General features: G+C 63.8%; 25 protein-coding genes and 1 pseudogene. 9 read left to right on the top strand and 17 right to left on the bottom strand.

Annotated features, from left to right (window positions below; genetic code table 11):
• A partial coding sequence (locus tag ACY3GB_RS18850) for an IS110 family RNA-guided transposase (protein WP_463090080.1) occupies positions 1-756 on the bottom strand: 756 nt, incomplete at its 3' end.
• 1,332 nt (positions 757-2,088) lie between these two features.
• On the opposite strand from ACY3GB_RS18850, the gene ACY3GB_RS18845 reads away from it, so the two are divergent.
• The 4 genes from ACY3GB_RS18845 to ACY3GB_RS18830 all read left to right on the top strand — a co-directional run bounded on the left by ACY3GB_RS18845 (position 2,089) and on the right by ACY3GB_RS18830 (position 4,082).
• Positions 2,089-2,505 (top strand): DUF1484 domain-containing protein, encoded by a 417-nt coding sequence (locus ACY3GB_RS18845; RefSeq protein WP_463090079.1) that lies wholly within the window; start codon positions 2,089-2,091, stop codon positions 2,503-2,505.
• A gap of 109 nt (positions 2,506-2,614) precedes the next feature.
• Positions 2,615-2,800, top strand: coding sequence for a DUF1484 family protein (locus ACY3GB_RS18840; RefSeq protein WP_463090078.1), 186 nt, complete (start codon positions 2,615-2,617; stop codon positions 2,798-2,800).
• A gap of 315 nt (positions 2,801-3,115) precedes the next feature.
• Entirely contained in the window at positions 3,116-3,274 is a 159-nt protein-coding gene (locus ACY3GB_RS18835; RefSeq protein ID WP_463090077.1) for a DUF1484 family protein, read from the top strand.
• Between the two features lie 394 nt (positions 3,275-3,668).
• Positions 3,669-4,082, top strand: coding sequence for a GFA family protein (locus ACY3GB_RS18830; protein WP_463090076.1), 414 nt, complete (start codon positions 3,669-3,671; stop codon positions 4,080-4,082).
• A gap of 152 nt (positions 4,083-4,234) precedes the next feature.
• Here ACY3GB_RS18830 and ACY3GB_RS18825 read toward each other — a convergent pair whose 3' ends face one another.
• The 3 genes from ACY3GB_RS18825 to ACY3GB_RS18815 form a co-directional block, all read right to left on the bottom strand.
• Positions 4,235-5,326 (bottom strand): CV39L family lectin, encoded by a 1,092-nt coding sequence (locus ACY3GB_RS18825; RefSeq protein WP_463090075.1) that lies wholly within the window; start codon positions 5,324-5,326, stop codon positions 4,235-4,237.
• A 437-nt stretch (positions 5,327-5,763) separates the two neighbouring features.
• Complete coding sequence (locus tag ACY3GB_RS18820; RefSeq protein WP_463090074.1) at positions 5,764-6,183, bottom strand: hypothetical protein; 420 nt, start codon at positions 6,181-6,183, stop codon at positions 5,764-5,766.
• A 172-nt stretch (positions 6,184-6,355) separates the two neighbouring features.
• Positions 6,356-6,631 carry a double zinc ribbon domain-containing protein gene (locus ACY3GB_RS18815; protein ID WP_463090073.1) on the bottom strand — a complete coding sequence of 92 codons (276 nt, stop codon included), beginning with the start codon at positions 6,629-6,631 and terminating at the stop codon, positions 6,356-6,358.
• Between the two features lie 276 nt (positions 6,632-6,907).
• Between ACY3GB_RS18815 and ACY3GB_RS18810 the strand changes: the two genes are divergently transcribed.
• Positions 6,908-7,363, top strand: a complete 456-nt coding sequence (locus ACY3GB_RS18810; RefSeq protein ID WP_463090072.1) for an N-acetyltransferase family protein — start codon at positions 6,908-6,910, stop codon at positions 7,361-7,363.
• Between the two features lie 2 nt (positions 7,364-7,365).
• Positions 7,366-7,695 carry a recombinase family protein gene (locus tag ACY3GB_RS18805; RefSeq protein WP_463090071.1) on the top strand — a complete coding sequence of 110 codons (330 nt, stop codon included), beginning with the start codon at positions 7,366-7,368 and terminating at the stop codon, positions 7,693-7,695.
• 66 nt (positions 7,696-7,761) lie between these two features.
• Here ACY3GB_RS18805 and ACY3GB_RS18800 read toward each other — a convergent pair whose 3' ends face one another.
• The 9 genes and pseudogenes from ACY3GB_RS18800 to ACY3GB_RS18760 all read right to left on the bottom strand — a co-directional run bounded on the left by ACY3GB_RS18800 (position 7,762) and on the right by ACY3GB_RS18760 (position 12,956).
• A complete protein-coding gene (locus ACY3GB_RS18800; protein WP_463090070.1) occupies positions 7,762-8,196 on the bottom strand; it encodes an EamA family transporter in 435 nt (144 codons plus the stop codon).
• A gap of 20 nt (positions 8,197-8,216) precedes the next feature.
• On the bottom strand, positions 8,217-9,578 hold the full coding sequence (locus ACY3GB_RS18795; protein ID WP_463090069.1) for an ATP-binding protein: 1,362 nt from the start codon (positions 9,576-9,578) through the stop codon (positions 8,217-8,219).
• Positions 9,554-10,219: a response regulator transcription factor gene (locus ACY3GB_RS18790; RefSeq protein WP_463090068.1), complete on the bottom strand. Its 666-nt coding sequence runs from the start codon at positions 10,217-10,219 to the stop codon at positions 9,554-9,556. Before ACY3GB_RS18790 ends, ACY3GB_RS18795 begins: the two co-directional genes overlap by 25 nt.
• Before the next feature lie 44 nt (positions 10,220-10,263).
• On the bottom strand, positions 10,264-10,365 hold the full coding sequence (locus tag ACY3GB_RS18785; protein WP_463090959.1) for a hypothetical protein: 102 nt from the start codon (positions 10,363-10,365) through the stop codon (positions 10,264-10,266).
• 74 nt (positions 10,366-10,439) lie between these two features.
• Positions 10,440-10,583: pseudogene (locus ACY3GB_RS18780) on the bottom strand (hypothetical protein); the annotation flags it as partial.
• Positions 10,584-10,632: 49 nt separating this feature from the next.
• A complete protein-coding gene (locus ACY3GB_RS18775; RefSeq protein ID WP_463090067.1) occupies positions 10,633-11,085 on the bottom strand; it encodes a hypothetical protein in 453 nt (150 codons plus the stop codon).
• Between the two features lie 29 nt (positions 11,086-11,114).
• Positions 11,115-11,897, bottom strand: coding sequence for a COG4705 family protein (locus ACY3GB_RS18770; protein ID WP_463090066.1), 783 nt, complete (start codon positions 11,895-11,897; stop codon positions 11,115-11,117).
• Between the two features lie 69 nt (positions 11,898-11,966).
• A complete protein-coding gene (locus ACY3GB_RS18765; protein WP_463090065.1) occupies positions 11,967-12,563 on the bottom strand; it encodes an undecaprenyl-diphosphatase in 597 nt (198 codons plus the stop codon).
• Between the two features lie 57 nt (positions 12,564-12,620).
• Positions 12,621-12,956, bottom strand: coding sequence for a PepSY domain-containing protein (locus ACY3GB_RS18760; protein ID WP_463090064.1), 336 nt, complete (start codon positions 12,954-12,956; stop codon positions 12,621-12,623).
• Between the two features lie 365 nt (positions 12,957-13,321).
• Here ACY3GB_RS18760 and ACY3GB_RS18755 point away from each other — a divergent pair, with 365 nt between their 5' ends.
• A complete protein-coding gene (locus ACY3GB_RS18755) occupies positions 13,322-14,938 on the top strand; it encodes a methyl-accepting chemotaxis protein (RefSeq protein ID WP_463090063.1) in 1,617 nt (538 codons plus the stop codon).
• 15 nt (positions 14,939-14,953) lie between these two features.
• Here the strand turns inward: ACY3GB_RS18755 and ACY3GB_RS18750 are convergent, their stop codons facing one another.
• The gene (locus ACY3GB_RS18750; RefSeq protein ID WP_463090062.1) at positions 14,954-15,718 is read right to left on the bottom strand and encodes an SDR family oxidoreductase; all 765 of its coding nucleotides are present in this window, start codon (positions 15,716-15,718) and stop codon (positions 14,954-14,956) included.
• A 371-nt stretch (positions 15,719-16,089) separates the two neighbouring features.
• On the opposite strand from ACY3GB_RS18750, the gene ACY3GB_RS18745 reads away from it, so the two are divergent.
• Both ACY3GB_RS18745 and ACY3GB_RS18740 read left to right on the top strand, forming a co-directional pair.
• The gene (locus ACY3GB_RS18745; RefSeq protein ID WP_463090061.1) at positions 16,090-16,962 is read left to right on the top strand and encodes a hypothetical protein; all 873 of its coding nucleotides are present in this window, start codon (positions 16,090-16,092) and stop codon (positions 16,960-16,962) included.
• Entirely contained in the window at positions 16,959-18,458 is a 1,500-nt protein-coding gene (locus ACY3GB_RS18740; RefSeq protein ID WP_463090060.1) for a hypothetical protein, read from the top strand. The genes ACY3GB_RS18745 and ACY3GB_RS18740 overlap by 4 nt, the downstream gene beginning before the upstream one ends.
• A gap of 84 nt (positions 18,459-18,542) precedes the next feature.
• Here ACY3GB_RS18740 and ACY3GB_RS18735 read toward each other — a convergent pair whose 3' ends face one another.
• From ACY3GB_RS18735 to ACY3GB_RS18725, 3 genes are all read right to left on the bottom strand, one after another.
• Entirely contained in the window at positions 18,543-19,970 is a 1,428-nt protein-coding gene (locus ACY3GB_RS18735) for a carbohydrate-binding protein (protein WP_463090059.1), read from the bottom strand.
• 104 nt (positions 19,971-20,074) lie between these two features.
• On the bottom strand, positions 20,075-21,352 hold the full coding sequence (locus tag ACY3GB_RS18730) for an alanine racemase (protein WP_463090056.1): 1,278 nt from the start codon (positions 21,350-21,352) through the stop codon (positions 20,075-20,077).
• On the bottom strand, positions 21,349-22,533 hold a 1,185-nt coding region (locus ACY3GB_RS18725; protein ID WP_463090058.1), incomplete at its 5' end, for a D-arabinono-1,4-lactone oxidase. The genes ACY3GB_RS18725 and ACY3GB_RS18730, both read right to left, overlap by 4 nt.

Raw genomic sequence — 22,533 nt, 5'->3', positions numbered from 1 at the left:
AGCTCGGCCCAAGAGCGAACTACCTGATTGACGTTCCACTGGCACCAAACCGAGATATGCGGCCAATTGCTCGGCGCTGACGAAATGATGGGTATGCATGATGGCCAGAAGATTGCTGCCCGACTGCGGGCCAATGGCCGGAATGCTGCTCAACAGGGCCAGGTCCGCTTTCAATTCCGGGTGACGGTCAATATGGTCGTCGATATCCTGCTGCAACTTGGCCAGTTGTGTTCCGATAAACGCAATCGACTCGATCAGCGACTGCTGAATCAGCTCTGGTGTATCGGTGGCTTCGGCTTTTTCTTGCCGATTCAGCTCACGGCGAAGATCCTGCTGCAGCGCCTCGCGCCGAGCCAGCAACGCCTGTAGCGCACGGGCTTGCCGGCTGGGAGGAATCCAGGCCATAGGTTGGAGCAAGGCTCCATAACGCGCCAGGACCAAGCTATCTACGCCATCGGTCTTGGTTCGAATCGCCAAGCCTTTAGCGAAGTCGCGGATTTGCGCCGGGTTGATGATGGAAACGATCACACCGGCATCGCACAAGGCGATGGCTGCTTGTTCGTGATACACGCCGGTGCCTTCCATCACAGCATGAACCTGCCGGGGCTCCAGGCCTTGCTTGGTCAGCCATGACAACAGAGCATGAATGCCGGTTTTATCGTTGCTCACGCATTTGGCTTTGCGTTTGTTGGCGGCATCCAGCAAAAGAGTGCAGTCCAGTTTGGCTTTGGCTACGTCTATTCCGAGATAATGCATAAAGCGGGTCCTCACGGAAAATGCCTAATCGCCCATTTGCCTTGTGCATGCAGGGTCGAACCCTTGGCTACCGTTCAGTGTCGGATTTGGCGATGAGGTGGAGTCGAAGGCTTTATCTACGGCTCAAGGTCTGGCCTTAAGATTGGGCCCAAGCTGCTTCGGCTCCAGGCAGTGGCGGCTCACCACTACCAATTGCAAGATACAAGGTTGGGCTGAGCCAAGCGAAGCCCAACGTTTACCGAGCAATACAGATTGGTTTTGTGTCCGCTCCGCGGACAGACATTTAAGTGCCGGTTCCGCCCGGCTAGACGGGTCCATTTCTTTTGCTTCGCCAAAAGAAATGGACGAAAGAAAAGGCGACCCAACAGCGCTGCGAAACCCCGCCTCCAAAGCCCTTTCCAAGGCGCCGCCGAACTCGCGGGGCGCTAACGTCGCCCCGCTCAAACAAGCGGCGGCTTAAAACCTTGGAAAGGGATTCGGAGTCGGCTTGCGCTGATGGGACAGGGGCAAGTCGGTTCGGTTCTAAGCGTAGGGTGCCGTCACCCCGCAGGGGCGACGCACCGCTTGCCTGCCTACTTACCTGTTTTCTCCAGGGCCGTAGGTGTCGCATCCCGGACGATTATCTGAGCGGTAGGGTGGGCAAGCTTCAAAGCTTGCCCACGCGCTTTCTGCATACCGTTACCCGTGGGCAAATCAAGATTTGTCCACCATACATTGCTGACCCCACCCATGCGCTATTCATTGCTCGCAAAACGCAAACGCGTTTGCGACGCGACCAATCCCTTCAAGCCTGCCGCCGGGTGGCAGGCCCGAGGTTTTAAGCGGCTGCCTGTTTGAGTCCCGCGACGTTAGCGCGGGACGAGTTCAGCCGCGCCTCGGGCCTGACGGGAACCGGCGGGGAGCCGCAGGCCAGGCTTGCAGGGTGGCCTTTAGGGGTGGAGGGGATATTTGGCCAAGCAAATATCCCCTCCCTGCCGCCGGGCAGCCCCGGCAATCCAAACCATCATCCGCGCAGCGGATTCTACTTACTGCTTCAAAATACAGCCGGTTTTCCACCCTATTCCCTTGCCTCGCAAGCCTTCCCTCCGGATAATCTCATTCGTGCCGTTCAATAGCGGCACCGGGATTGGCGTCCCGCATTCAGGCGGACTTGTGTGCAAGGCTGGGCCTTGTCGCGTCCGTACACCATTGCACGTCCTCTATGGCGGGCCATGGTGGGAGCATCTATGATGCGCCGCTCCTGGATCGGTACGCCAATCCCGCCATGTGCCTGCCACCCCTACTTGGCGTTGGGGTTGGCAGGGTTAAGCACCTATCCAGGAGGGTTTTGCCATGCCTAGCATCACCCGCAGTTCGTCTCACCTTGCCGTTTCCCTGAACAACCGTCACCCCGCCCGCAGCCGTTGGCTGCTGCACAATCAAGTCCCCACCCATCCGCCCAGCCTGCTGGCCATGACCCGGCTGCATGAAGCCTTTGCCGCCTTGCAGGAGCAATTGGCCGGCAAGGACCAAACAAAGGTAAGAGAGCCGGCCGCGCGCGTGGCGCATTTGTGCCAGGACATCGAGGAGGCAGTAGTGGAGTCCATCTGCCACCTCGCCCACGGCCAACTAGGTTTGCAGTCCGTAATCGACTTGCTCGCATGCCTGGGCGACGATGTCCGCCTGCCTTCCAGCCGTATCACCGAGTTGCTGGCACCGCTGGACAAACGCATGGGGGAGTCGCTGTCGCTGCTCACCCGCGTCCTCTAAACCACAGGCCATAAACACCAACAGCCTGTCCGCTTCCCAGCGGCAGGCTGTTTTGGATTCGGCGGATTTTGTAGGGTGGGATCCCGGCAAAGCCGGGAGTTCCACCGCAATGCGATTCACTGCGATATGGCGGTGCAATGCCCGGCCGAAAGATCGCGGCATCCCATCGTTTCAGCCGGGTATTGCACCCTACGCTTGCGACGCCCGCCAGCCCTCCAGCCGTATCACCGAGTTGCTGATGCCGCTGGGCAAGCGCATGAACGAGTCGCTGACACTGCTCACCCGCGTGCTGTAAGCCCTACATATCTCGTACAAACATTAAAACGTATACGATGCGCCCTATTCCCCCTTCAGCACGCGCCGGGCAAAAAGCGCCGGGCGAGGTTTTAAGACGCCGGCTGTTCGACGCCGCGCGACATTCGCGCGTACTGCTGAACGAATCAAAGATTCGCACGCATGTAGTTCCGGCGGCTCCTCGCTCGGCGCTTTTTGCCCGGGGTTTCGCGGGCTGCTGGGGCGGCCTGGGGTCGAAAGGGGGCTGGCCGCGCAGCCCCCTTTCCCGTTTGCCGGGCGGAACCAGCACTTAAACATCGTCCGCGCAGCGGACTCCATGCCCGGCCGGACGATAGCAGCATCCTGTCGCTTCGAGCCGGGTATTGCACCCTACGCTTGCGACGTCCGCCTGCCTTCCAACCGCATCACGGAGTTGCCGGCGCCGCTGGGCAAACGCATGGGCGAGTCGCTGACGCTGCTCACCCGCGTGCTATAAGTCCTGCTCTATACAAGCTAACAGTCTGTCCGCTTCCCAGCGGCAGGCTGTTTTTGATTGGGCATATCAATATGGCGGTGCCATGCCAGGCCGGAAGATGGCAGATGGCAGATGGCAGATGGCAGATGGCAGATGGCAGATGGCAGATGGCAGCATATATCTGGTCGGGCGTGCTCCCTGCAACGCTTCACCCCACAGCCATGCGCAAGCTATGGCGGGAGCGTCGACAGACGCGCCGGTGGTAACGCCGATACACCAATCCCGCCGTACACCTGCCGCCCTGCCCCGCGCGCGCCTGGTCAAAGCCCTTCACACGTCAATTCCGTATGGATATAGTCTGCCGGGTCGCCGCGCTGCGCGCGGCGTTGCTTCTTGACGCCATACGGAGATACAGATGAGTGAGAACTACACGGGGCAATGCCTTTGCGGAGAAATTCAGTATGCCGTCTCCGTCGAACCGCTGTTCACGGGTAACTGCCACTGCAAGGACTGCCAGCGCAGTTCGGGCGGCGCTTATATTCCGGCCATGATCTTTCCCGAAGCGGCGGTAGACATTGCCGGCGAGGCCAAATATTTCGAAAGCACCGCCGATAGCGGCAAAATCCACAGCCGGGGCTTTTGTCCGAACTGCGGTTCTCAATTGTTCGCCAAGTTCAGCAGCATGCCCGGCATGCTGGGCATCAAGGCCGGCACATTGAACGACACCTCGCTCTACGCGCCCAAGCTGGATTTCCATGTGGCCAGCGCCGCGGCCTGGGACTTCATGAACCCCCAGCTTCCCAAGAAGCAAGGCCCGGCTCAGGGTTAGCGCATCATCAGGCATGGGACGCATCCCTCTTCTGCCACTCACCAACCCATGATCGCTGGCATCGCGATAAAAACAGGCCCTCCTGATCGCGGAGGGCCTGGCTTGGACTTCAGCCTGCTTGCGCAAGCCGAAACTCAAGATTCATCTGAGCATCACGATGCCCTGGGCAGCTCGAAACCGGCGTGCCATTTGCCTTCGGAGTCTTGCCACGACACTAGGTAGACATTGCCCTGCGCGTCGGTGCCGACTACCTGCAGAAAATGGCTGTTGCCATTGCCGGTAGCCAGTTGCGAGAAGCTGCCGTTGTAACCGGACGGTTGCGGCAGCGTCAGGCCGCCATGCCAGTTTCCGCCGCTGTCCTGCCACGAAACCAGGTAGGCCACGCCATTGCTGCCGATGCCGAATACTTGCAGGTAGTTGCTGTTGCCGATGCCGGTGACCAGCTTGGCGAAAGTGCCGTTGTAGCCGCTAGGCTTGGGCAGCGCGAAGCCGGGGTGCCACTTGCCGCCGTTATCCTGCCAGGCAACCAGGTAGGCGTTGCCGTCGGTGCCGATGCCCAGCACTTGCAGGAAGTTGCTGTTGCCGACGCCGGTGGCCAGCTGCGTGAAGGTGCCGCTGTAGCCGCTGGGCTTGGGCAGCGCGAAACCCGGGCTCCATTGGCCCTGGGCGTTTTGCCAAGTCACCAGGTAAGCGTTGCCGTCATTGCCTACCCCCACCACTTGCAGGAAGTGGTCGTTGCCGTTGCCGGTCGCCAGTTGCTGGAAACCGCCCGCGTAGCCGCTGGGGTTGGGCAGCGGCATGCCGGCATGCCAGTTGCCGCCATTGTCCTGCCACGCCACCAGATACGGCGAGGATTCCACTCTGGCGCCGATCACCTGTAAGTAATTGCTGTTGCCGATCCCGGTCACCAGGGGGCCGCCGCTGTAGCCGCTCGGCTTGGGAAGCGGCATGCCGCCGTGCCACTTGCCGCTGCCGTCCTGCCACGAAACCAGGTAGGGATTGCCATCCTCGCCTGCGCCCAGCACCTGCAGATAATTGCTGTTGCCCACGCCGGTGGTCAGCTGGAAGAAGTGTCCTTTCGGATAATCGGATGGCACCGGCAGCGCGAAGCCGGCATGCCAGTTGCCGCCGGAGTCTTGCCAGTCGGTCAGATAAGCGGTGTCCGTGATGTTGGCGAGTCCCAGTACCTGAAGATAATTGCTGTTGCCGTTTCCAATAGCCAAACCATGAAATTGCGATGACATATTGCTAACTCCTTGAGTTGAAACATGCATGCGACCTGGCAGCTCAGGGCTCGACGGCCATGACCGAGCTTCGCCACTTTAGGCCGGAAACGGGTGCTCAACCCCCTGCTTTAGAACTGAAAAGCAAGCAGACGCCATATTCCTGCGGTTTTCACTTAGCTGACCTGCCGCCGCCATCGGAGACAAAAACAACATGATGCGGCAACGCATCACTTTCCTTTCCCATGCGCGGCCCGAGCATCCCGCACATGCCAGACATCGGCCTCGCGGCCGCGGGGAGCGTCCGTGACCGGATGGACAGCCGGCGCTCCGATCTCCAGAGCTCGACGGGAAGTCGCTGGAGAGAATGGGCAAGCCGCGCGCGCATGAAAAACAGCCAGGCCGCCGGGAGCGGGACTGGCTGTTTTGCGCCGCCATCCATGGCGGATGGCGCATTTTCAGACGGACTCAGCCTCCAGCTGATACGCCTGCATCACCTCCAGGCCATGCGCCAATGACTGCACCTGATCCCAGCAGCCCATGTTTTTGCCGCTTTCCATGGCTCGGCAAGCTTCCGCCATCAGATCGAAGCGCTCGGGGATCGGGTCGCCATAACGGATGTTGAGCGTCCTGACATCCATCGCCAAATTCAGGCTGCGGCTCTCTTCGCGGTTGATCCGGCCAGCCTTCAAGAGCGTGCAGATCGCGGCCCTGGCTTCATCGACGGTGATATTCCCCAGATCCAGTTTGCCAGGCGCAAACGGCGCCTCCGCACGTACGTCCGGCCTCTTCAAGCCGGCGAAAACGGCGCGCACACGCTCAAGAATGGGCACGCGCTCAACGGTTCGATGCAAGGGCGGGATGGACAAAATCGACATGGCTGCACTCCTGGGCTTGGCTGCCCGGCGGAGCTTGCCGCTTTCATGCGGCAGGAAAACCCACGCCGAGCAATGCAATCATCATAATAAGTCCAGCATAGGCCTGGCCATGCTTATCTTCAATTGGTTAATATACCTATTAGAAAATTAAATAAATATCAACCCTTTATCCCTATCTGCCAATCTCGTTTCGGCCCAATCCTGCGCCGCAGTTGGAACAGAACTTCGCCGCGACGGCGGCTTCTTGGCCGCATGATCCGCAGCGGCGCGGAACCAACCCGGCGCCGCAATGCTGGCAGAACCGCGCGGCAGGATCATTCCCCTGCCGGCAGCTTGGGCAGCTTGCCGACTGCGTCTGCGCAGGCTGCGGAGCGGAGTGGCCATCGCGGCGGCCATGGCGCTCGTCGCGGCCGTGATGGCCGCCAAACAGTTTTCCGAAATGACCCATCGCTTGTCTCCCTTTGATGTGGATCGCTCCATGAAAACCCCTGTAGCCGCTAGAGGGTCAAGCGCTTGGCCGCGCTGTTCTTCATTTCCCCCGCTTCAAGCGTCGTCAAACCGACGAAAAGATCGCCCAACCAGACGCAACGCCGGCCCTGGGCGGCGATCGGCCGCTCTTGGCGAACGCGAACTATCCATTTTGAATGAGAGCTGGCATGCTATCCCTAGCCTGCGGCTGCATCGCCCCTTTGGCGGAAATGAATAAAACACGGATTGAGCGAACATGAATATCAGACCCGTTGACCAAAACGACTACCAAACCTGGCGGCCGCTATGGGATGGCTACAACGCGTTTTACGGACGCGCCGGGGAAACGGCGCTGCCGGAGGACATCACCCGGCAGACCTGGGCGCGCTTTCTGGATGACCGGGAGCCGGTGAACGCGCTGATCGCGGAGCTTGATGGAAAAATCGTCGGCCTGGCCCATACCGTCATTCACCGCAGCACCACGCGCCTGGCCGATGTGTGCTATCTGCAGGATTTGTTCACCGCGCCGGAAGCCAGGGGGCAAGGCGTGGCGCGGGCTTTGATCGACGCCGCCAAACAGCGGGCGGCGGCGGCCGGCTGCAACCGCCTCTACTGGCAAACGCACCAGGCCAACCAGACCGCGCGCGCGCTGTACGACAAGGTGGCCGAGCATCAGGGCTTCATCGTTTACGGCAGCGATGTGCCGGTCTGAAGGTGCTGAACGGGCACGCCGCGGCCACTGACACCGCCGGCAAGTTGGTCTTCGGAATCTTCGCGGCGCGGGCCGAGTTCGAGCGCGAGTGGATTGCAGAGCGCACGACTGCAGGCTTCGCGTCGGCACGGGCGCGCGGCCGGAAAGCCGGCCGGCCGTTCCAGATGACCGCCGCGAAGCTGCGCTTGGCGATGGCGGCGACGAGGCAACCGGAAACCAAGCTTGGCGATTTGTGCCTGGAACTCGGGATTAGCCGGCAGACCGTACATCGGCATATTTCGCCACAGCGAGATTCACGCCCCGATGGCGAAAAGCTGCTCAGTAGAGCCTGACATCCTAACAGCCGTGACCGGTGATGGAAGTTCGACGACGGGTCGAATCAGCCTCTGCTCGGCGAGTCATCGTTTGAATGCCAGTAGTAAAACCCCACCAGCCACCATCGCAATGCCGGACCACTCCCTCAGTGACGGACGCTCGCCCAGAAAGGCGAAGGCGAACACCGCTACCAATACGAGACTCAGTTTATCGACTGGCGCGACTTTGGACGCATCGCCGATCTTGAGCGCACGGAAGTAGCATACCCACGATGCGCCTGTCGCCAGGCCGGACAGCCCAAGAAAGAGCCATGTCTTGGGCGACAAAGCCATCGGGTTGGTCCATTTTCCCGTATAGACGACAAACGCCGACAGGACGACGATGATGATGGCGGTGCGGATCAAGGTGGCCAGATCGGAATCCACCCCCTGAATGCCTGTCTTGGCAAAAATGGCTGTCAGTGCCGCAAAGACAGCGGACAGCGAAGCCCAATAAAACCATCCAACGGAAGTAACCATATTGCGCTTACCCAAGTTGTTCAACGTTGCGACTGCATAGGAACGATAACCGTGACGATCAGGCCAGTTTGCTGGGCTTCGTTGGCGAAGTCGAGGTGGATTTTCGCGCCGATGCGATTGGCAATCGTCTGGACGATGGACAGCCCCAGGCCCGAGCCGATCTGCTCGCTCCCCAGCGTGCGGTAGAAGGGATCAAACACCCGGTCCCGTTCCGCCAGCGGAATGCCAGGCCCGCTGTCCTGGATACGCAACACGGCCTTTCCCTCCGAGACCGCCACTGATAGATCAACACGCCCGCCCTCCGGCGTGTAGCGGATGGCGTTATCGACCAGGTTCTTGATCACGGCGATCATGTCCATCTCGCTGGCCCACACTTCGGCGTTCAGCGCGCCTTCGACACCGAGGTCGATATGCTTGGCCTCGGCCAGCGGCATGAGATCTTCCAGCACGCGGCGATAGATGGCCTGAACAGATACCGGCGACTTCGGCGCGTCGGCGGCCGACTGCGCCTTGGCCAAGGTCAAGAGTTGATCGAGCAGGCTGCGGCCGCGTTCGATCCCTTGGCGCAAAACCGTCAGCCGTTCACGTGCCAGGTGGGACATGTCAGCATCCGCCAGCCGCTCGGCTTGCAGCGACAGCGCGGTAAGCGGCGAGCGCAGCTCGTGCGCGGCATCCGCCACGAAGCGGCGCTGAGATTCCATAGACTGGCCGACACGCGCGAGCAAGCGGTTGATCGCCACGGCGAACGGGCGCACTTCGACCGGCAGATGGCGGTCTTCGACGGGATGCAGTTCCTGCTCTGCCCGTTGGTCGATTTCTCTGGACAGTGCCGCAATGGGCTGGAACATCTTGCGCACCAGGTCTGCGACGATCAGCAGCAGCACCGGCACGAGAATCAGAAAAGGCATTACCGTGCGCAACGCTCCGTCACGCGCAATTTCATTGCGGAAGCCAGACTCCTGAGCTATGGCAATGCGTTCGCCGCTCGCGGTGGTCTTGACCAGCACGCGAAACGTCTCGCCCCCCACCTCCAGCGTGTGCAGTCCATCCGCCAAAGTCGCCGGGAGCGGAAGCGAACTTCCTGCGTCAACGCCTACCGTAGAGGGATTGTCCTCCCCCAGGCGCTGGACGATCACGTTCGACTCTTCATCGACATCCTTGAGACGGGCATCGGCGGTCGGCGCGGCCGGTGACAGGCGCTGACGATCCATGAGCTGCGCCACTTGGCGCAGCACATCATCCTGTAGTTCATGGGCTTCATTGAAAGCGGACAGGAACGAGAACACGCCCGCCACAATGGCCAGCACGAGAATGGCCAGCGACAGGGTGAAGGACAGCTTGAGCTGAACCGACTCGTTCAAGCGCCTTTTGAGACCATCCATCCGACTCCCCTGACGTTCTTGATGATCTCGCCGCCCAGCTTGCGCCGCAGCGCGTGGATCAGATATTCGACGGCATTGCTCTCGACCTCTTCCCCCCAGCCGTAGATGCGATCCTCCAGCTCGCTGCGTGAAAGGATGGCGCCAGGCCGCACCAGCAAGGATTGCAGCAGCGAAAACTCGCGGTTGGACAATTGCACTTGGGGGCCATCGTTGACGCAAGCCTCTTTGGTGGCCGGGTCGAGCGTTACCACGCCGTTGCTGAGCACGGGGGCCGCCGTGCCGCCTTTGCGGCGCAGAACAGCGCGCATTCTGGCCAGCAATTCCGCCATCTGAAAAGGCTTGGACACATAGTCGTCAGCCCCGCCGTCGAGACCGCGCAGACGGTCGTCCAGGCCGTCGCGCGCCGTGATAATGAGCAAGGAAATCGGGTTGTCTTGGGCGCGGATACTGGCCAGCACTTCCAGCCCATCCTTCCCAGGCAGGCCCAGGTCGAGCAGCACCAAGTCGTAGTGCTGGCAGCCCAGCGTCGTGAGGGCGCTCGGCCCATCCTTCACCCAATCGGCGGCGTAAGACGCATCCTTCAACGCGCCCTGGATCGCGTCGCCGATCATGGGATCGTCTTCGACCAGCAATACCCGCATTTCCCCTCCGTTCAATCGTTGTTCAATGCGCCGTCCAGCCGCCCTCAGCCAGTAAAAGGCTTCCGCCTTGGACGAGCTGACGGAGCCCACCGGCACGGACCTCCAGCGTACCCGATTCCGAGCGAGCGCTCCGCAAAATCGGCCAACGTCGTGCCGGCCGTATTCGTCGCGATGATGGTCGTCCAGTACGGAAGCGTTTGGCCTTGCCCCGCGCGATCGCGGCAGCCAGGACAATCGCCGCGTAGATGGCCGTGCCGGCCAGGCAGCCCAGATCCATGGACGCCGAGACCGCATCGCCGCTGGTTTCGACGAGCGTCGTGGCGGCAATCTTGATGAGCCAGAAGCTCAGCGCGATGTCGGTCATCTTGGCCGGCGCGTTTTCAGTGGCTGGCCGCATGGGGCACGCTCACGGATCAGGCTTTGCCTTCAAGCGTGTCGAAGGCTTTCAGCAAGGCGGCCATTGCCGCCTTGCAGTCAGCTTGGCTCGGCGCGTCGGCGCGGAGCGCCGCGAGCGACTTGTCGATGGCTTTGTCGAGCACATGCCAGTCATCGGCTGCCCGTGGTTTCAAACCAGCCTCGGCCGAGTCCCATGCGACTTCCAAGTCCTTGATACGCGCCTTGGCAGCAGGCAGGTCGCCCTTGCCAACGATAGCGGCGACATCGGTGGCGATGCTGCGGAAGGCCGACAGGTCGCCCAGCTTGGAGGCAGTTTTGCCTTGCGCGGCCGAGACCGCCTGGGCCGGTGTCGCTGGCGCTGTGCTTGCGTGGTTCTGATCGGCTGATTTGGAACAAGCTGCCGCGAAGGCCAACAACGCGGCGGCCGAGATGGCGGCAACAGGGCGAACGATCGAGCGCTGCATGAACATGTTTTTCTCCTTGCGTAGAGCGAAAAGGGTTATTCGACGAGCTGGGCCGAGCGGCGTCCATGCATGCCGATCTGCGCGCCAGCCACCAGCATGACGATCACCGCGAGGAACAAGGCGCTTGTCCACATGGCGCCGATGCCAAGGCCGCCATAGGTCTTGGCCTGCGTCAGCAAGTCGCCGAGCGCGGCGCCGAAGGGGCGGGTCAAGATGTAGGCGATCCAGAAGGTCAGCACCGCGTTGCCGCCCATGCGCCAGGCGGCATAGGTGATGCCAATCAGCGCGCCGAACGCCACCGCGCCCCAGGTAAAGCCCAGGCCCAATGCCTCGGTCGCCAAATCGCCAGCGGCCGTGCCCAGCGCGAACGTGCAGAGGATGGCAGCCCAATAGAACCGCTCCCGGCTGCGAGTCACGATGTCGTGAATGGACAGGGTGCGCTCGACCCGATACCAGACGACGAAGATCGCGGCGAGCGCAACGGCGAACGCCGAGGTGCTGATGTACAGGCTGACGCCCAGGCCATCGGTCAGCAGATCGGTGATCTGGGTGCCGACCACGCTGACCAGCACCACCGTCAGCCAGTAAATCCAAGGGGTGTAGCGGCGGGTGCGCAATTGCATGAACAACGCGACAGCCAACAGGGCCGCCATGACGGTTCGAGTCACGCCTTGGCCCAAACCTGCGTTGACCGCCAGGAAATCTGCTCCCGTCTCGCCCACCGTGGTGGACATGATCTTGATGATCCAGAACGAGAGCGCGACTTCCGGGACTTTATTGAGCCAGCCTGCGGTGCTGTTCGTGGGCAATTTGTTCATAGTGTTCTCCTGCCGAGGTGAAATGGTTTGCCAGCAGTTTGAACATGCTGGCTTAGCCCGGCCATAGGCTCACTCGCGCATCCATCCGCGCGCGATCAACCCGCCGAAAAGCCGGCGATGGATGCCGTTGGCGAGTTGGTAACCCGGCACCAGGTACCAGCGAGCTTCACGCAACGTCAGCCAGGCGCAAAACGCAGCGACGGCGATGGCTCCGAGCATGTCGAATGGGAAATGTACGCCAAGATAGATGCGCGCCCAGGCGATGGGCACGCCAAACAAAGCCAAGGTCACGCCTGCGATTCGCAGGCGTTGTTGCAACGAAAGGCTGATGGCGACAGCCCACCACAGCGTCAGGTGATCGCTCGGGAACGAAGAGTCGGCGACATGAGGGATGAGGGTGCGCCCCAGGCCGATCATGAAAGGCCGGGGATGCAACCAAATCTGGCCGATGGCCTGGTTGATGAGAAGGCCCAGCAACCCCGATGCGGTCGCGATGAGCATGGCCTTGCGGCTGCCTTCGCGGCCACGCAGCCAGCCGATACCTATCACCAGCGGCACCGCCCAGATCAGCCGCTCGGCAAAAAAGACAGCCAGCGTCAGCGTCAATGCGGCGGGGTGCTCCGGCGCATTGAGCCAGAGAAACAGTGTTTGATTGAGTGATTCCATGGGGTCTCCGGATTGGATCGCCTCACGGGAGGACGATCCAATCATGCTGTCGGGAATTCAGTCCCGCTTGTCGTGGTCGTCATCGTGATCCGACTTGTCCTCGGCGGACGAGATGACAGTGCCTTTGTCGGCATCGACCCGGACATCGAAGACCTTCGCCCCGCTGACGACTTCAACGTCATAGACCCAGCCTTGCTTCGAGTTCTCGTACTCGGCGCGTGAGGCCTTGCCATGGGCGTGCTGCTCGGCGGCGGTGACCGCCTGAGTGAGCGGAATCTTGGCCTTGGCGATCGCCATGGCGTCGTTTTCCATGCCGCCTTTGGCCGCGTAGGCAACCGCGCCGGCGGTGGCGATGGCGATCGCCAGGAGGGAAAGCTTGGTATAGCGGTACATGATGCTTCTCCAGATGAGTGCAGGAACGTGCACCGTGGAGAAGGTACGCAGGAAAACTTAGCTCGTACTGAGCCGTGACTTTTTTTCTCTCACCGATGTGGCGCTATCGGCTTCTGGCAATTGGTGTCGTCGTCTTCTGAAAATGACGCACATTCATTCCGATCGAAAATAAAAATTCCCCTGATTCACTAATGGTTTATTTGATATAAATTAATGGCCATCCCGATGGCCAATCGCGTCAAGAACCTGATTTGCTGCAAAGCCTAACTATTTGCGACTAATTTATTAACTCTATTTCAGGTGAACGCAGAAAAATACGTATTAATACTCAACGCTCTGCCAGCCTGCTGACGAAAGTAATCGCCATGACTGTCTCCAGAAAAATCCTGCTGCTGATTCTGCTGTCCATCCTGGCCCAAATCGGCATCAGCGCATACAGCCTATATACCCAATCCAGGCTGGCCGCCACCGCCACCAACTTCGCCAGTAATGATTATCCCAGCCTGATCACGCTGGATCAGTTCAGCAATGCTGTCGCATCGCTGCGTCTGGCGGGCTTGCAGGAGTTGACCGCCGCCAGCGCCGCCGATCGCGCCGCCGCCAAAGGCAAGGTAGCCGAGGCGTATCAGGCGGCGACCGCGTCATTGGCTCGGTATCAGAAAATAGTCAACGACAATGAGGATCGCGGACATTTCAACGACGACAGCCGCCTGCTGGACCAATACTACGCCGCCGTGCAGCCGATGCTGGCGGCGGCGGAAAACAATAAGCTGGAGGAGGCGCTCAAGATCCGCGCCAGCATGGTGACGCCTGTCGGCAATGCGCTCACCAAGGCGATAACCGCCCATATCGATTACAACAAGCGCCATGTCGATCAGGAGGTCGCCGACTCCCAGGCGCTGATCGACACCACCCATACCATCACGCTGGCCGCCACCGCGGCGTTGACCTTGCTGCTGGCCACGCTCGGCCTGCGCGCCTATTCGTCCATCACCCGGCCGCTGCACGACCTGAATCACACGATGAACGAAATAGGCGAGCGTCTGGATTTCACCCTGCAGGTCAAAGTGCATAACCCGAAAGACGAAATCGGCAATACCGCGGCCGCCTTCAATCAACTGGTGCAGCGCATCCGTCACAGCCTGAACGATATCTCGCGCAACTGCGGCAAGGTGGCCAGCTATTCCACCGACCTCGGCCGCGCCGCCGGCTACGTGCAAACCGCGGCGGAGCAACAGAATCAGGCCTCGGCGTCCATCGCCGCCACCATGGAGCAGCTGACCGTCAGCATCAACCACGTGGGCGACCGCGCGGAACAGAGCAACCAGCAAAGCGAGGAGGCCAGCCGCCACGCCGGCAACGGCCAGCAGGTGATCTCCAAAACGGCGGAAGAGATCCGCTCCATCTCCGATACCGTGGGCCACGCCAACACCAGCCTCACCGAGCTGGAAACGCAGAATGACCGCATCGCCAACTCGGTCAGCAACATCAAGGACATCGCCGACCAGACCAATCTGCTGGCGCTGAACGCCGCCATCGAGGCGGCGCGGGCGGGCGAGACCGGCCGCGGCTTCGCCGTGGTGGCGGACGAGGTGAGGAAGCTGGCCGAACGCACCGCCATCCTCACCAGCGAGATCGACCAGGTGATCCGCGGCGTCACCGACACCTCGCGCCAAACCACCAGCCGCATGAGCGAAACCCAGCAGCTGGTGGCCTCCGGCGTGGTGCGCGCCGACGAGGCGATGGCGGCGATCAGCGAGATCGGCAAGTCGTCCGGCTCGGCCATGCAGATGGTGGGCGAGATAGCCGACGCCATCCGGGAGCAGGCCAATGCCTGCAACAGCATCGCCAACCAGGTGGAAAAGATCGCCCAAATGGCCACGCAATCCAGCGCCGCCGCGCAGCAGACCGCCAGCACCGCCCAGCAGCTGGACGAAGCGGTGCTGGAAATGAACGAAGCCGTCCGCCGCTACCGGCTGTGAAGCGCGCCCAGGCGGCTAGCCCCGCTGGATAGACACCCCGCCGTCCGCCAGCATTGCGCTGCCGGTGACGAAGCTGGCGGCGTCGGACGCCAGGAACAGCGCCGCGCGGGCGATCTCCTCCGGCCGCGCCAGCCGTTTCAAGGCATGCAGCCCCTCGACGAAGCCGCGCGCCTCCGGCGTGGGCGCGGCGGCGCGGCCCATTTCGGTGTCGGTGCCGCCCGGCAGCAGCGCGTTGGCGCGGATGCCGCGCGCGCCGTACTCGGCGGCGATCACCTGGGTCAGGCCGATCAGCCCGGCCTTGCCGGCGGCGTAGGCGCCCATGCCGGGAAAGCCGGCGGTATGCCCGACAAAGGTGGACGTGAAGATGAGGGAGCCGCCGCCCCGCGCCAGCATCGCCGGAATCTGGCGGCGCGCGGCCAGAAAGGCGCTGGTCAGATTGGTGTCCAGCGCGAAACGCCAGGCCTCGGGCGTGATCTCGTGGACCGGCGCGGCCTCTCCCACCGCGCCGACGTTGTTGAAGGCGATGTCCAGGCCGCCGAAGCGCCGGACCGCCTCCGCCACCGCCTGGCGCGCGGTAGACTCCTCGCGCGCGTCGCCGGCCACGATGGCGACCTCCCCGCCCTCTCGCCGGATGGCGGCCGCCAGCCGCTCCAGCTCATGCCCCCGCCGCGCCACCGCGACCACCCGCGCGCCCTCGCGCGCAAACAGGCAGGCCGCCTCATAACCGATGCCGGCGCTGGCGCCGGTCACAATCGCCACTTTTCCCGCAAGCTGTTCCATGTTTCCTCCGCGTTTTTCAGAACACGCGCCCAGTCTGGAACAGCGCCCCCCGCGCGGCGACCCGATTCTTGCCGACCCGCTCGCCGGTCGCGCGCGCCGCAGTGTGGCGTCTTTCCCTCAGCAGAAACCACTACAACCGCATAATCTAATTGCATCGAAAAACAACTGGTCTAAATTACTAACCACCACCTGCCAGGGGAGCGCTCTCGCCCCCTGTTCCTGACCGCATCGGCGCCTGCAGACGCCGGGCGCATCTTAAACGGGCGGCCGACCCAAGCCCCCGTCCATGCCGTGATGGGCTGACGCGTTCCTTTGCGCGCCGACTTCATAGGGGATGTCTCCATCCATCTCTTGAGCGCGAAAGGACAATCATGTCAGCTCATATCCTGATACGGGACGGTTCGCCGTACTGGTGGCTCAGCACCGACATCTGGGCCGTGCCCGGCAACGATCCCAACGGCGCGCCCGGCTCGCCGGTTTCCGGCCAGAAAGCTTATGTCTGGGCCCATGTCGACAATATCGGCGACGCGGACGCGCAGAACGTCCGCGTCGATTTCTACTGGGCCAACCCGGCCGGGCAAATGACAGCCGGCGCGGTCAACTACATCGGCTCCGGCTACGCCGACTTGCCGGCGGACCCGAAGGAAGCGATGGGCCAGGACGTGCTGTGCCTGGTGCCCTGGCCAGTGCAGATCGTCAACGACGGCCACGAATGCCTGCTGGCCGTCGCGCATGGCCAGGGCGACAGCAACCCGATTCCCGACCCGCTGCCGGCCTCCTACAGCTTCGACCCGCCGGCCCACGACCAGATCGCCCAGCGCAATCTGACGGTGCTGGACGCCAGCAAGATGGCGTCCATGCTGCGCATCGCCGTCAATGGCCTGCCGCGGCAGGACCGGCGGGTGAGGCTGACCGCCGAATTCGGCGGCGAGCTGGATGAACGCCAGCAGCAGCGCCTGGGGCTCGCCCGGTTGCAGCTGCGCCCCGCGCCCAAGCCCGAAGTGCAGGTCAGGCTGAGCCTGGAGCCGCGCTGCGGCGGCAACAGCGACGGGGAAAAAGCGCCCAGCCTGGCCGTGAGCGTGCCGCGCGGCGAAACGGTGCCGGTATACCTCGATATCCAGGCCGGCCAGCTGCATCCCGACCACTACCAGCTGCTGCACATCGTCGAGCACGACGACGCCGGCAAGCCGCTGGGCGGCGTCAGCTATGTGGTCATTCCGCAAGGCAAGGAGAACAGACTATGAACACGCCGCTCCAGGTGCTCACGCGCCCATTCGCGATCGAGCCGGTGAGCAGCATCATGCTGCCCGACGGGATATTCGACAACGCGATCTACCAGCTGCGCATCGCCGCGCATTTCACCAACACCTCGGCCAGTCCGCTGAGCAACGTCGCCGTCTATCTGGAAAGCGTCGGCGACCCCGGCATCGCCCCTATCGCGCATACCTTCACCTTCCCGACCATCCCCGCCGGCGGCACCGTGCTGCTGGCCTGGGACGCGGACTTCCAGCATGCGACGCCCGGCAAGCCGCTGGTGAGCTTCGTCGCGCGCGCCGACGGCTTCGCCGCCCAGCGCTCCATCCAGCAGATCTTCGTGTCGCAGACCCGCTTCGACAGCGCCAGCAACACCTATACCTGCACGGTGGAGGAAGGCACGCTGACCATCTCCAACATCCAGGGCCACTCGCCAGGCAAGTCCTGGGGCGAGCCGACGGACAACGGCAAGGAGTGCCGCTGCCCGCCCCGTTTCGGCCCGATGGTGCCCACCGGCCTGACCATGGCCTGGAAGCCGAACCCTGCCTATGCCGGCACCCATGCCGAGCTGCCGTTCTCCGATCCCTGGTGGAAGGTGCTGGCCATCATCGTCGCCGCGATCGCGGCGCTGGTGGCCGGAATCGCCGCCGCGGCCGGCGCGGGCAAGGCCAACTTCAGCGTCGGCGGCTCGGTGGAGGAGACCGACCCCAGCGTCAAATGCTGCTCGCTGAAAGGCGCGGCATCGGGCAAACCCGAATTCACCGTCGCCGGCGTGGCTTCGGCCATCGCCTCGGGCGCGATCGCGGTGGCCTGCTCGGACGAGGCCGATCCGTTCTGGCGCGGCCAGGCGGCCACTCCGCCCGCGGCCGGCGAGACCACGATTGCCGAACGCGTGGTGGCCAAGTGGAAAATGCTGGAGGCGCCGGTGGCGGGCAAGGCCTACAAAACCGATGTGTCCTGGACCTACGAACGCTTCACCACCGGCAAGACCTATCACTACGCGGTGACCGAAACCCAGGTCAACGTACATGCCGCCGGCCCGGTGAAAGTGGAGACGCCCGACGTGGTCCACGCCTTCGCCCCCCTATGGGTACGCGCCGCCTTCCAGCGCCAGGACGGCACACTGTTCAAGGGCAGCGACCTGTATGCCTTCGCCCTGTTCGAAGCGCCGCAGGGACTATATTTCGTCTCGCCGCTGACCGACGACGGCCTGGGCTTCGATCCGGCGGCCAACGACGGCACCTATGCAGGCAGCCTGGACCTGGAGCGCGCCTACCGGCTGCTGCTGCAGCAACACCAGGACGTGCGCGGCATCTGGCGGGTGTTCGTGTTCGCCCAGGACGTGAATCTGACCAAGCCCGGCACGCCGCCGCATATCGCCGCCCAGCACATCGGCGGTTTCTTCGTGGCCAGCGCGATCGAGATCACCTTCGACGACAGCCTGCCCTGCCCGCTCAAGGCCCAGTCGACGATCACCGTGGTCTAAGCCTGCGCGCCCTGACCGCAAACCTGAGGCCACATGAAAAAACCGCCGCATGCCGCGGCGGTTTTCTTGCGCGCGTCGCTCAGGCTAGACCGGCTGCCACAAGGTGATGGCCGCGTCCGGCGTCCAGCCGGGATTCGACACATGGGCCTGCAGGCAACGGTAACGCTTCCCCTGGTAGCTCGCGCCGTCCCCCACCCGGTACTGTACGCCGTTCTGCCATTCCGGATAGTCCGGCTCGCCATCGCCGTCGGTGCGCACGCGCACGCCGTTGCCGGGCAGGGATTCCCGGCCGGCGTCGTCCAGCGCGGTCGCGTGGTACAGGTAATCGCCGCCCGGGCGCAGGCCGACGTCGCGGAAATCGGTGGTGGTGGTCAGGCCCGCTTGCTGCCCGTCGCGGTACACCCGGTATTCCACGATCGGGAAATCGCCGCCGGCCGGCGCGTCCCAGGCCAGAACGACGAAATCCCGGCCGATCTCTCCGGCGTGCAGATTGCCGGGCGCCGGCGGGCGATCGCCCCCGGCTCCGCCCTCCAGCAACGGCGCGTAGTCGCGGATGAAGCTCCAGTCGTAGCCGCGCCCGGCCACGTCGCGGCCATCGTCCCAGTTCACCGACCAGGTCATCAGGCCGCGGATCGGGTTGCCCGCCTCCTCCAGCCGGCGGAAGGCGTTGAACACCGCGTCCGGATCGCGGACGAAGCCGGTGGCGGCGGCATCGGCATTGGCCGGCAGACCGATGGCGAGCTTGTCGGCCGGAATGCGCAGATAGCCGCGCGTGCCGTGGATCAGGCTGTCGGTCAGGTAATAGAGGAAGTCCTCTTTCCTGGCATCGTCGTCCTGCGACAGCCAGGCGTTCAACTCGTCCACCCATACGCCGTCGCCGCCCTGGTTGTAGTACTGCGGCGCGATGAAATCGTAATAGCCGTCCAGCGCGGCGATATAGGCCGCGTAGTGTCCATCCGGCTTCAGATAAGGGAATTCCGGCGCCATGCTGATGATGAAATGCCGGCCTTGCGCCAGGTAGTAGTCCTTCGCCATCTTCAGCGCGGCGGGGATCACCGTCTGGTTGTCGCCCGCCGTGATCGCGCTCTGCTCCAGGTCGATGTCCAGCCCATCGAAGCCGTAAAGCTCCGCCAGGCGAACGATCTCTCCGGCCAGCGCGTCCTCCTGGCCGGCCCTGAGCTCGATGTGTGCATCGGCCCCGCCCAAGGAAAGCAGCACCGCGCGGCCCTGCCGGTTCAACGTCTCCACTTGGGCGCGGAAAGCCTCGTCGCTCTGGTTCCAGGGCTTGAAGGTGGGGATGCCGGCCCCCTTCATGAAAGCCACCGCCACCACGGCGTAATCCTCCGGCACCTCAGTCAGCGCGATGTCGGCCGACGTGCCGCGCTGATAGCCGTTGCCGGCCGAGGACGGCCAGTTGTGCCAGAAGCCCATGATGAAACGGTCGGGAAGCGGCGGCATGGCCGCGGTGTCGGCGGTCCGCGCGCCGCGGTCCGGTTTGGCGAATGGGTTCATGCATGCCCCTTGCTGAAGATGGATGAACGGCGCCGGCTCAGCGCCGATGCCCCGGCCATGGTAGGCCGCCCCTCCCCATAGGGCTGCTGGCCGTTCAGCCAGCCTCAGCCGGTGGCCGGCAATACCGGCCAGCCATCGACGATGCGTCCGCCCTCGTACACGGCGATGTCGCCGAATTGCTGCAGCACCGCCTCGCTCTGGCGCGGACGGAAGAACACCATGTCGTCCACCGCCAGCGCCTGCGATCCGGAGCCGACCAATAATTGCTGGTTCGACGAATGGCCGTACAGCCCGCTGCCCGCCAGCCCCGTGGGCGACACGGCGTCGGCCTGCCAGTTGCCGCCATAGATGAAATAGCCGCGCCGCGCGTTGGCGTCCCAGCCGCCCGCCAGCCTGCCCAGCCACTCCACGCCGTAAGGCAGTTCGAAACGGGGCAGCGCCTTCAGCACCGGCGTGGCGATGAAGCAAGCCGGCTGCAGATCGTCCAGCAAGGGCAGATCGAAATCGGTGGGCTTGACCATGGCCGAGCCCACCGCGACCTCGTTTTCCGGGCCGTCGCCGGGATAGAGCCGGTAAGTGGGCGAGCCGGCGGCGTTGAAGCACGGCTCGGCGGCTTGTCCGGCCGGATGCGCCCGCGCGGCGGCGGCGAAGGCGGCGTAGGTTTCGCGCGCGTGGCGCAAGGCCCGGCTCCGCAGCCCGGGCAGATCGGGAAGCTTGGCCACGTGGGCGTCGTAGCCCATCAGTCCGGCCCATCGCAGCCGCGGCTCCTGGGCCATCATGTCCAGCATGCGCTGCAACGTGGCGATGTCGGCGATGCCGCCGCGGTGCAGGCCGACGTCGATCTCGAAGTTGAGCCTCAAATGGAGATTCTGTCCGCGCGCCAGTTCGCGGTACTGCGCCAGCCGCTCCGGCGTGTCCACCAGCCATTGCAGCTGCCGTTCCGGCCGGAAAGCCGCATCGGAAAACTGGCGGTAAAAAGCCAGCGCGGCGGCGGCCGGCAACGGCTTGCCCAGCAGGATGTCCCGCCCGCCCTCGGCCATCGCCTCCAGCTGCGGCAGGCTGAACAGCATCTGCCGCCGGGTGCCGGCCAGCAAAGCCGCCTCGGCCAGCAAGGCCGGGCACGGTAGCGACTTCGCCACCACCCTGAGCGCCATCTTGCCGGCCAGATGATCCGCGATCCGCCGGATATTGGCGCGCAGCCGCTCGCGGTCCAACACCAGCGTCGGCGCGGCGATGCCGGCCCGGCGCAGCGCCGCCTGCAGCTGGCGGAAATAGGCGTCGTGCGGCGCGCCGCGCGCGGAGGGCCGTGCCAGCCAGACTGCCGCCGCGCCCGCGCCCAGGGCCGCCAGCACGCGGCGCCGGCCGCGCGACGGCCCGCTCATGCCGCCGCGCCGAACACGCGGCGCAAATAAGAGTTGAGCAGCACGCCTTTAGGGTCCAGCTCCCGCCTCAGCTTCAGGAAATCGTTCCAGCGCGGGTAAAGCCCGGCCAGCTCGGCCGCGTCGTACGGGTGCAGCTTGCCCCAGTGCGGCCTGCCCTCGTATTTGCGGAAAACCGGCGCCAGCTCGGTCAGCAAGTAGTCATGCGGCTCGCCGGCGGCGGCGTGGACGGCGATCGAGCAGGAATCGCGGCGGTAGAAAGGGCTGAGCCAGGCGTCGTCAGCCTTGACGAAGCGGAACTCCAGCGGGAAGAACACATCGTTGCGCCGCTCCAGGCGTTCGATCACTTCGCGCACGCAGGCGATGCCGGCCTCGCGCGGCACATGCCACTCGCTCTCGTTGAAGCGGGTGGGCCGCACCGTGGACAGCAGCCGCCAGGACTTGTCGAACGCCTGCTCGCTCAGATTGGGATCGATCAGTTTCTGCGCCGTCCAGCGCCGCAGCGCCGGCATGCCGCCCAGCCAGTCGCGCAGCCGGCGCAGCTGTTGCAGCATCTCCTCGTCGCCGGATTCCGGCCGCGACGCCGGCCCCGGCGGGCGGATGTCGTGGGTGATCGCGGCGGCGTAGCCGGTGAACGGCAGGTAGTAGAACTCGAAATGCCGGTGCCGGCGCGCCAGCTCCGGCGCGGCGTCCAGCATCTGCCGCGCCGGCAGCAGCCATAGCTTGCGCTGCAGGTAATAGGTTGGCAGCGTCGCCACCGTGGCGCGGACGATCACGCCCAGGCTGCCCAGCGATACCCGCGCCGCCTGCAGCAGATCGTCGTCGCGGCCCTTGCCGCAGTCCAGCGTCTCGCCGGACGGCGTCAGCAGCCGCAGCGCGCGCGCGTCGGCGTGCAGAGCCGGCAGGCCGGAGCCGGTGCCGTGGGTGGCGGTGCTGATCGCGCCGGCGAACGATTGCGCGTCGACGTCCGGCTGGTTGCGCAGCGCCATGCCCTGCGCGTCCAGCAAGCGCGCCAGCTGGCCGATGCGGGTGCCGGCCAGCAAGGTGGCTTCGCCGGCGGACGCGTCATGCGCCAGCAGGCCGGACATCCGGTCCAGCGACACGATCGTGCCGGGCGTGGGCACCAGCGGAGTGAAGGAATGGCCGGCGCCGACGCAGCGCAGCGGCGCGCCGGTCTGCGCCGC

The organism is Chromobacterium sp. Ag138 (genome assembly GCF_055181315.1).
This window is presented reverse-complemented; position numbering and strand designations above follow the sequence as displayed.